The organism is Tsukamurella conjunctivitidis (assembly GCF_007858475.1).
Taxonomy (GTDB): Bacteria; Actinomycetota; Actinomycetes; order Mycobacteriales; family Mycobacteriaceae; genus Tsukamurella; species Tsukamurella conjunctivitidis.
This window is the reverse complement of the sequence record NZ_VIGX01000191.1, coordinates 1-595: the sequence shown is the minus strand read 5'-3', so window position 1 is coordinate 595 and position 595 is coordinate 1. Positions and strand designations below refer to the sequence as shown.

Annotated in this window: 1 protein-coding gene; it reads left to right on the top strand. The window is 63.7% G+C overall.

The window, feature by feature from the left end; all coding sequences use genetic code 11:
• Positions 1-595: hypothetical protein (locus FK530_RS26130; RefSeq protein WP_158645205.1), on the top strand; the 595-nt coding region annotated here is incomplete at both ends.

Sequence of the window (595 nt, the reverse complement as noted above, 5' to 3'; positions counted from 1 at the left end):
GCACCTACTTCAAGCAGCGCCTTGACGATGACCGCCTCGTCCCCACGGTCACGGCAGAGCAGTTCACCCAGATCCTCCGCCGTCGCCACGAAGACAACCCCGCGGGCCCCTGGCATCCAGACGAACTCCATGAGACCTCGGACGGGTACCTCACCTACGAGGACGAATACGGCTCCTACATCTGGAACCGCGATGACACTGCCAGCGGCCTCTACGCTTTGGAACACTACTGGGCCGCGGAAGAGATCGTCCGCGAGCTCGATCTCGTGGACTCCGCCTGCGATGCGTTCGCCTTCACTCCCCGAGTTGTCGCCGGCATGGGCATCCGCTTGTCAGAGAACCAGCGACCCTTGGCACCACTCTCCCCTTCCCAACGGCAGGAGCTACTCGGAACCGGGCGTGCCGCCACGACTGCGGTCGCAGCCCGCCTACAAGTCGACGACAACCTGCGTTGGGCGGAGGTGGCCTATCTGGTTGAGGATGTGGAAGCTGCGCCCTGGGACGCCAGTAGCGCTCGCAAGAGTGTCTGTGCGCTCCTCGATGGGGAGCTCAAGTCCCGTGGCCTCCCCAGGTTGAAGGAGATCGAGGATCAGAT